This is a genomic window from Paenibacillus sp. 3LSP (assembly GCF_032465655.1).
GTDB classification, from domain to species: domain Bacteria; phylum Bacillota; class Bacilli; order Paenibacillales; family Paenibacillaceae; genus Fontibacillus; species Fontibacillus barengoltzii.
Genome location: NZ_JAWDJI010000043.1, coordinates 1 through 6,159, shown reverse-complemented (window position 1 = coordinate 6,159; position 6,159 = coordinate 1). Strand labels below are relative to the sequence as shown.

The following is a 6,159-nucleotide window of genomic DNA, read 5'->3' as shown; positions in this document are numbered from 1 at the left end:
TTTCGCCATACGTAGGTATCCTAGCTACGCGGGGGCTTGGCCCTTCCCGCGACCGAACTTTCACCGGCTAGAAGATGCGTGCTTAGCTGGGCACGCCATGCAAAAAAGCCGCTCCGTAGAGGGAGCGGCTGGATGAACCCTAGGCATACCAATATACTCATGGCAGCCTAAGCGCATGTCACTTGGGGCCGGCTCCACTTTCCTACGCTAGTATGAACTAGATCAGGTTCAAAGGGTCCAAGATGATCTCTTGTCTCAGCCGATGACGGCGCCCCTAGTGGATTTCCTATGCAATTCAATTATTACTCTACCGGTCTCTGCCTGGATTGTCAATCCCGTCCAGAAGGTCGAATCGGTGGATCGTTTGCGTCTCCCGTCTACACCAACCCCGTTCGGTTGCATAGCATAAATAACAGGGGATTCCTAGGAATCGAGGTAGGATCGGTTCAGGATCAGTTCGTTTGAATTGTTCCCCGTGACAATTAACTGGACTCCATCAAGTTAAGGAAGGTAAAGCCATGAACTCAGCCGGAAAGAACAAGTCCTCGTCTTCCAGCAAGAAAAACGGCAAAAAAGGCGGATTCCGGCCCAAAACCCCGGAATACACCGTAGCTGCGTTGCTGCTCTCCGGCAAACTTCGCGTGGATTCCGTCCAGTTATACCGTAACGCGACCATGTTCGTCTCCTTGGTTGACGAGTACAAAACGATCAGCAGCGACGCGAACGCCGACAAACTGCTGAATTTCCTCAATGAAAATGGGGATCTCACCATCAATGACATCATTAATGCCATGAAGAAAAAAGCGAACGGTTCCTCCTAATGTGGGTCCGGCGTTCGTAAACCGAAGACGCTCCAGTGCTAGTTCTTTGTCAGCCGACACAAAAGGAAATTGTGCGCTTTGATCTTTATATTTTAATTATGGGGGTTTGCCACATGGGTCAATTTGACGGCGAAGGTTTTTCCGAATTAATTGTGATCATTATTCTGGTGGTCTTATTTTTCTATGGTTCCAACAATATTGAAACGCTAACAGGCGCCCCCACTTCCGATAATTGAGGAGGCGCCCGTGTCGCTCATTTTTTATTTCAACTGAAGACGAACCGTCTTGATTTCATAAGGCGTTACGGTCAGATCTATCGCATCTGCGGAAAACTCACCGACAGGACGTTCCATCAGGTCGGTTTCCTGCCAAGACTTAACGGGCACTCCGACGTGTAACCGGACGCGGCCCCGGCCGCCCTTATATTCATGGAAACGGACGATTACGCTATCGTCGTCTTCCGCTTTTTTCACCGCATCGATCACGACGTCCACGCTGCCGCTTGTTTGAAGCAGGGAGAACGACGACGCAGGCACTGCACCCGGCGTCGCGTATACCGGCTGATTCAGGAGCGCTGCCGCTTGCACGGTACCGCCTTCGGACCAATCCCCCTCATGCGGATACAGCGCATACGTAAATTCATGCTCGCCGCGATCTGCCTGCGGGTCTGGGTACGTTGCCGACTTCAGCAGCGACAGGCGGATTACATGATCCTTAATGTCATGCCCGTACTTGCAATCATTCAGCAGACTAACCCCATAGCCGCGCTCTGACAAATCCACCCATTGATGCCCCACGGTTTCGAAGCGAGCGAAATCCCACGACGTGTTCCAATGCGTTGGACGCTTCACGTTGCCAAACTGAATGTCGTAGGTCGCTTCCGTCGCTCGGATATCCACGGGGAAAGCAACCTTGAGCAGCTGCTGACGTTCCTGCCAATCCACCCAAGTGCGGAAATCGATTCGCCGATTGTCGGCATACAGAATCATCTGCTGGCGAATCGTTGAGCTCATGTACGTCCAAGTGAAATGAACGACAGCCCGCAGCGAACCGGTATCCACCTTGCATTCCTGAAGCTGCTCGACCTCGCGCTGCTTCTCTTGGTAGAATACATCGATGTCCCAAGCCTCAAACATTTTAGGCTTATCCTCAAACACCTGCAGCACATTGCCTCGTTCACCGGATGCCAGCACCTCACGGTCGGCGATGCGGTCGAAGATTGAGATCAGCTGCCCGCGGTCGTTCCACTCGATGCGATAAATCGGCGTTTCGATCCCGTTTGGCCGAACTTTAAACGGTTCACTTGTCACCGCGGCAACGTGATCCGCTTGTACCTCCTTCTTGCGTTGAATCGTGACAAAACCTAGCGGCGGCACGTTCTCCACGCGTACCCACACCGTCGTCCCGTCGAATTCGGATTGCAGCACTTGCCCCTCCGCTTGGATCCACTGTGTTGCCTTGTCTGTGTCTTGATCTTCCAAGGCAACCAGACCGGTAAACGGCCAAGAAGACGGGTTCCACACGGTATATGTATCCCCCGCATCGCTCGTCAAAGCTTGAATGGCCTGTTCCCGGCACGACTCTAGCAGCGATTGGGCTTCGGCATACTCCTCCTTGGAGTCCCGGTATACTTCCGGAATGGACGAGCCCGGAATAATGTCGTGGAATTGATTGCGCAGGATCGTTTTCCAGCTTTCATCCAGCTTGGCTTTCGGATAAGTGTCCCACTTTCCGCCGCCCGCAAGCAACGCCTGCAAGCTAAGCAACCATTCGGTATCCCGGGACAGCAGTTCCAGCTTCCGGTTCATTTTCTTATTGTACGCCTGGCTGGTATAAGTTCCCCGGTGGTACTCCAGGTACAATTCGCCGTCCCACGTATGGACGTAACGGTCCGCCGACTCCACCGTCTCATGCAGCTTCGCAAAATAATCATCCGCTCTTCCGGTCGTCACACGCGGCAGACCCGGCATCTCGTCGAGACGCCGACGCAGCTCCAGGTGTTCGCGGTTTACACCCCCGCCGCCATCGCCGTAACCGTATGAGAGCAGGAGCTCCTTGTTCACCTCTTTATCGCGGTAGGACTCCCAGATGCCCTGCACGCTGGAGGCCTCAATCTGCCCGTTATAGGTGTACCACCAGAAATTGCCGTCCTGGGGCGTGGTGATAAAATGGGTCAACACCTCGCTGCCATCAATGCCGCGCCACCAAAACGTATCATGCGGCATACGGTTGTATTGATTCCAGCTAATTTTGGTGGTCATAAACGTGTCAATGCCCGACTTGCGCAAAATTTGCGGCAAGGCCCAGCTGTAGCCGAATACGTCTGGCAGCCACAAATAGGTGCATTCTTGACCAAATTCCTCACGTAAAAACCGCGTCCCATATAGCAGCTGCCGCACCAGCGATTCTCCGCTTGTCAAGTTGCAGTCGGCCTCCAGCCACATGCCGCCGGCGGCTTCCCAGCGTCCTTCTTTGACTCGCTCCTTGATCTGTTCATAGAGCTCCGGGTAATCCTGTTTCAGATATTCGTAGAGCTGCGGCTGTGTTTGCAGGAACACGTACTCTGGGAACATCTCCATCAAGCGCAATACGGTACTGAAGCTGCGGGCTGCTTTTTCCCTCGTATGCTTCAGCCGCCATAACCAGGCGACATCAATATGCGTATGCCCGATGCATTGCACCGTCACCGGCGACGTTTTCTTCATTCCTGCCACCGCCTGGGTTAATTGCTCCTCCGCTTCCGTCAGCGAGGCATAAAACGCCTCCGATCCCGGATAGGACCAATCGATCCGCAGGAAAGCGCAGTCCAGCGCCGTCAACAAATCCGTTCGCTCTGGCGCATTTGCCGGCAGGACCTCCACCGTCTGCATGACCGCGCGCGCGGTATAGTACAAACGGTCCACCGTTCCGTCCAGCCACGCAATCTCTGCCCGCTTGATTCGGTGTTCCTGGATTTGCGGCTTCCCGCCGCCTTCCAATCCGGACCATAGGCGGAACTGCAGCTTCACCTTCGTCCCGGAAGCTTCTTCCGGGAAAAACACCTCCTGGTGATTCATATCCACGCCTTGGAACGGTTCACCATTGATATATAAGAGCGATTCAAACCCGGAGTTGTTACCGCCTCCCGTTTTGCCGAAGTCGAACACGCCAACGATTTTACGTCCTTTCCATTCGGCCGGAAGCTCGACGTCCGTCTCCAGCCATAAATAAAGATCGCGGCCTTCCCAGCGTTCTCCTGTCTGCATCGTGGACCATGGCCCCTCTTTGGGCGGTCTGGCGCCGATGCGCCCTTCCTCATCCACTTGCGCGCGAAACGCCTCAATCGGGCGGGCATCGCGGTATCGATACCCCTCCAGCTCGCGAATCCGTGCGTTTAATTTCTCCTCCGTCCAGAACATCGTATCGGGTACCTCCCATAAATATGAGTTAGCCTTCCCCCTCATTTTCCGGTTCTGCTAAGGCGAAGTAAATTACTTATCCTCATCAATTTTTGTCCTATTATGATATGATGAAGTCAAATCAAACAAAGGAGCAGCAGCTCATGGATCTGAGGAAATGGCGCAACGAACTGGCGCCTCAATTGAACAAAATTTGTGGTGAAATCGCGGTTGGCGATGCTGTAGTGGACTGGGTCGATATCGTGATAGAACAAACCGGCGGTTCCGGCAAATGCCCTCCCCACGCCCATACTTGGTATGAATTCAACTACGTCCTGTCCGGCCGTATGCAAACCCGATTTATTGATCAGGATGTGATGGTGTATGCGGATGAATTTTTTTTGATCCCGCCGGGGATGACCCATGCGCACGATTACTCTCGGGAAGATCCGCATGAAGGCATTTGCTTGCGCTGGCGGTTCCGGACAATGGCAGGTACGTTGGACGAAGAAACTGCAGGAGAGACGGCAAACAATTGGGCTCAAAATAAAGCGGCAAAACCGGAAAACGACAGCTTCTTCCGGCGGTTGAACCGGTTAAAGGATTGGCCTCCCGGAGCTTACCGAGACGATTACGGCATTCGGTCGCTGCTCATCCAGTTGTTTACCGAGGCGGAAAAGGGGCGGTCACCTTTTTATCTCCGGTTGCTGCTCGTTCAACTGCTGGAGGTCTTGTCCGGGGTAACCGCTATACATGAGGCTAGTGTGTTTGCCTCCGAGCCTGCACAAGCCCGGGACGCTTTGCTTCGTAAGGTGGAGGTATACCTGGAGGATTTTCGCGGGGAACGTTTGAATGTAGAGGCATTAGCCGCATCCCTCCATATGAGCTACGGCCATCTATCCCGCGTCTACAAGCAAAAAACCGGTCGAACCCTCATCGAAGAAATGAACCGAATCCGGCTGGCCAAAGCCTGTGAGTTGCTGCAGCAGCCCTCCTTGCTGATAAAAGAAGTCGCCGAGCAAGCCGGTTTCCCTGACATTTACTACTTCAGCAAGGCGTTTAAGAAGAAATACGGCGTCAGCCCGCTTGCCTATCGCAAGCAGCAAATCAACCGATCGAGCTAACGCGAGAGAAGTTAGTGAGCCAAATCTTGTCCTAATCAATACTGCGGTAAGCCTGATCACGGTGAAGTAACTGATGGAGAAGAACCGAACTGGCGATGGAGAACAGAGCTGACAGTTGAGAACAGAACTGGTGGTGGAGAACCGACTAGTACCATTTGTTGTTATAATATTCCCCCAGTTGAGCCGAAAGGTGTAAAGTATGTTTTTTTGAATACGGCACGTCATTTTGTTGTCTGGCGACCGATTCGTAAGACGTTAAGAAGTAACCTGTGATGGTGCTGAGTAACTTGTCCTGGGACGGAGTTGAAGGTTCGGTGAGAGTACTAGAGGGGAAATAACTTACTATAGACACGGGCAAAGTAACTGGATTTTTATTGCGGTAATCAAGGATTCTGAGCAAGAAACTGGACTTGATAACGTGTTTGGGGAGTTTAATTTGTATTGGAGTTGGATTAACTTGTCTTGGAACTCGTTAAAGGTGACTAAGTATGGTGGGGAGGTAACTTAGAAAAGCGCCCCCTCTTGGATGCGAATGCAATGTACTTGATTTTTCGCATACATTTTTGCCGCGATGGCCCAAACATCCGAAATGTACTCGAAATTTCATATACATTTTAGCCGATACCGGCAATTTCGACCCATTGTACTCGAAATTTCATGCACATTTGCCCCTTCTCCCCTTCTGACGCCTCAATAAACACGAAATTTCATGTACATTTCAGCTGATACTGGCGGATTCGGCCCATTATACTCGAATTTTCATGTACAATTCCGCTGATCCCCACTAGCCTTGCATCTAAAGTGACATGGTATTCAATTAATTGTTAATCTTGGTTG

4 protein-coding genes and 1 riboswitch are annotated in these 6,159 nt (G+C 52.2%); of the genes, 3 read left to right on the top strand and 1 reads right to left on the bottom strand.

Features of this window, described 5'->3' with window-relative positions:
• Window positions 1-182: 182 nt before the first annotated feature.
• A riboswitch (TPP riboswitch) is annotated at window positions 183-286 on the bottom strand.
• Between the two features lie 232 nt (window positions 287-518).
• Together RW092_RS02260 and RW092_RS02255 are read left to right on the top strand one after the other, a co-directional pair.
• A complete protein-coding gene (locus tag RW092_RS02260; protein WP_316009401.1) occupies window positions 519-821 on the top strand; it encodes a hypothetical protein in 303 nt (100 codons plus the stop codon).
• Window positions 822-934: 113 nt separating this feature from the next.
• The gene (locus RW092_RS02255) at window positions 935-1,057 is read left to right on the top strand and encodes a hypothetical protein (protein WP_254899719.1); all 123 of its coding nucleotides are present in this window, start codon (window positions 935-937) and stop codon (window positions 1,055-1,057) included.
• A gap of 24 nt (window positions 1,058-1,081) precedes the next feature.
• Here RW092_RS02255 and RW092_RS02250 read toward each other — a convergent pair whose 3' ends face one another.
• Window positions 1,082-4,219 carry an alpha-mannosidase gene (locus RW092_RS02250; RefSeq protein ID WP_316009400.1) on the bottom strand — a complete coding sequence of 1,046 codons (3,138 nt, stop codon included), beginning with the start codon at window positions 4,217-4,219 and terminating at the stop codon, window positions 1,082-1,084.
• 143 nt (window positions 4,220-4,362) lie between these two features.
• Between RW092_RS02250 and RW092_RS02245 the strand changes: the two genes are divergently transcribed.
• Entirely contained in the window at window positions 4,363-5,322 is a 960-nt protein-coding gene (locus RW092_RS02245; protein ID WP_164744207.1) for an AraC family transcriptional regulator, read from the top strand.
• Window positions 5,323-6,159: the final 837 nt, after the last annotated feature.